The organism is Thiohalocapsa sp. (genome assembly GCF_019695415.1).
In the GTDB taxonomy this organism is placed as follows: Bacteria; Pseudomonadota; Gammaproteobacteria; order Chromatiales; family Chromatiaceae; genus Thiohalocapsa.
Window position 1 is genome coordinate 1 of sequence record NZ_JAIFKJ010000030.1, and the last position, 1,550, is coordinate 1,550.

The 1,550-nt window shown below is 68.6% G+C and carries 2 protein-coding genes and 1 pseudogene; 1 reads left to right on the forward strand and 2 read right to left on the reverse strand.

Annotated elements, in window-relative coordinates; all coding sequences use genetic code 11:
- Positions 1-926 (forward strand): succinylglutamate desuccinylase/aspartoacylase family protein (locus tag I6U14_RS00395; protein ID WP_296895952.1); only part of this gene is annotated, 926 nt, incomplete at its 5' end.
- Between the two features lie 24 nt (positions 927-950).
- Here the strand turns inward: I6U14_RS00395 and I6U14_RS00400 are convergent.
- Both I6U14_RS00400 and I6U14_RS00405 read right to left on the reverse strand, forming a co-directional pair.
- Positions 951-1,331, reverse strand: a complete 381-nt coding sequence (locus I6U14_RS00400) for a VanZ family protein (protein ID WP_296895954.1) — start codon at positions 1,329-1,331, stop codon at positions 951-953.
- A pseudogene (locus I6U14_RS00405) lies at positions 1,328-1,550 on the reverse strand (hypothetical protein); the annotation flags it as partial. The pseudogene I6U14_RS00405 and the gene I6U14_RS00400, both read right to left, overlap by 4 nt.

Genomic DNA, 1,550 nt, shown 5'->3' on the forward strand with positions numbered 1-1,550 from the left:
GCTGGGCGTGTTTTTTGGTGGTGTGTGTGTTCCTGGGCGCTGAGCGGGTTGCCGGGGGGGCCGCGTGCCGGCTCCTTCTGGGCTTCTACGGTGGCGGGCGCGCCCGGCCGCTGCCCCGGGCATGTGCGCTCTTCATCGGCAATCCGCGGGCGGCCGCCGCCGGCATGCGCCACCTGCCGGAGCAGCCGGACTTCAACCGCGTCTGGCCCGGCACCGAGCTGCCGGAAACCCACGTCCACGCTGCCATGCAGCAGGTGGTGAGCCGCATGGCCGAGCGCGGACTCTTTGCCAGTGTGGATCTGCACAACAACACGGGCACCAATCCGCATTACGCCTGCGTCAACGTCATCGACAACCGCTATCTGCACCTGGCGACGCTCTTCTCCCGAACGGTGGTCCACTTCACCCGCCCACGTGGCGTGCAGTCTCAGGCCATGGCCGAGCTCTGCCCCGCCATCACCGTGGAATGCGGCAAGGTGCGGGAGCAACGGGGTGTGGACCACGCGCTGGAGCTGGTCGACGCCTGCCTGCACCTGGCGGAGATCCCGGACACCCCGGTGCCGGCGCACGACATCGACCTGTTCCACACCGTGGCGCAGATGAAGGTGCCGGCGGACATGGATTTCGCCTTCCCGCCGGCGCAGGCGCCGCTGGTGCTCTCCCCGACGCTGGAGCACCTCAATTTCCGCGAGCTGCCACCGGGTACCGCCTTCGCGCGGTGTGACACCGCCCAGCCGCCGCTCGACGTGCGCGACGACTGGGGCCGTGACGTCACCCGCCGCTATTTCACCTGCGAGGACGGTGAGCTGCGCCTGAAGCTCCCGGTGATGCCCTCCATGCTCACCTGCGATGCCGACATCATCCGGCAGGACTGTCTCGGCTATCTCCTGGAGCGCTACGACAAGCACCTGCCACAGCGGGGCTGAGAGGGTGTGATTCCGGGCGCAGTCTCACCGATGCCTTGGGCTCCCGCGCCGCTGCCCCAGCGCCCACCCCAGCGCGAGCCACAACGCGATCCCCGCGACATCCGCCACAAAATCCAGCACCGAGCCCTGCCGGTAGTCCAACAGGGCCTGCACCAGCTCGATCAGCAGCCCATAGCCCAGCAGAAAGGCGAGCCGCCACGGCAGCGCCACGCGCCCCGGCCAGCCGGCCTCCGCCAATGCCGCCAGCACGAAGAAGGCGGCAACATGGTTCAGCTTGTCCCAACCGAGCCCAGGCGGGTCCGGCTGCGGCGTCATAGCAAGCCACGTGATGGCGACCACGGCGGCCCCGAGAGCGAGTCGCGCCGGCCATCGCAGAACACGCTCAAGCCCACGCGCAGGCATCATGTCGCCGTCTCCACCTGCACGACACCAAGGGCGTAGAGCAGAAGCACCACCGCATACCGCACGCCCTTGCCCGCCGCCGTCAGCACGAAAAAGCGCCAGAACGGCGAGCGCATGAGACCGGCGATGAAGGTGAACGCGTAGCCGCCAACCGGCAGCCACGACATGAGGAGTGACCAGATGCACCCACGAGCATACCCACGACGGGCAGCGCCCAGGTGG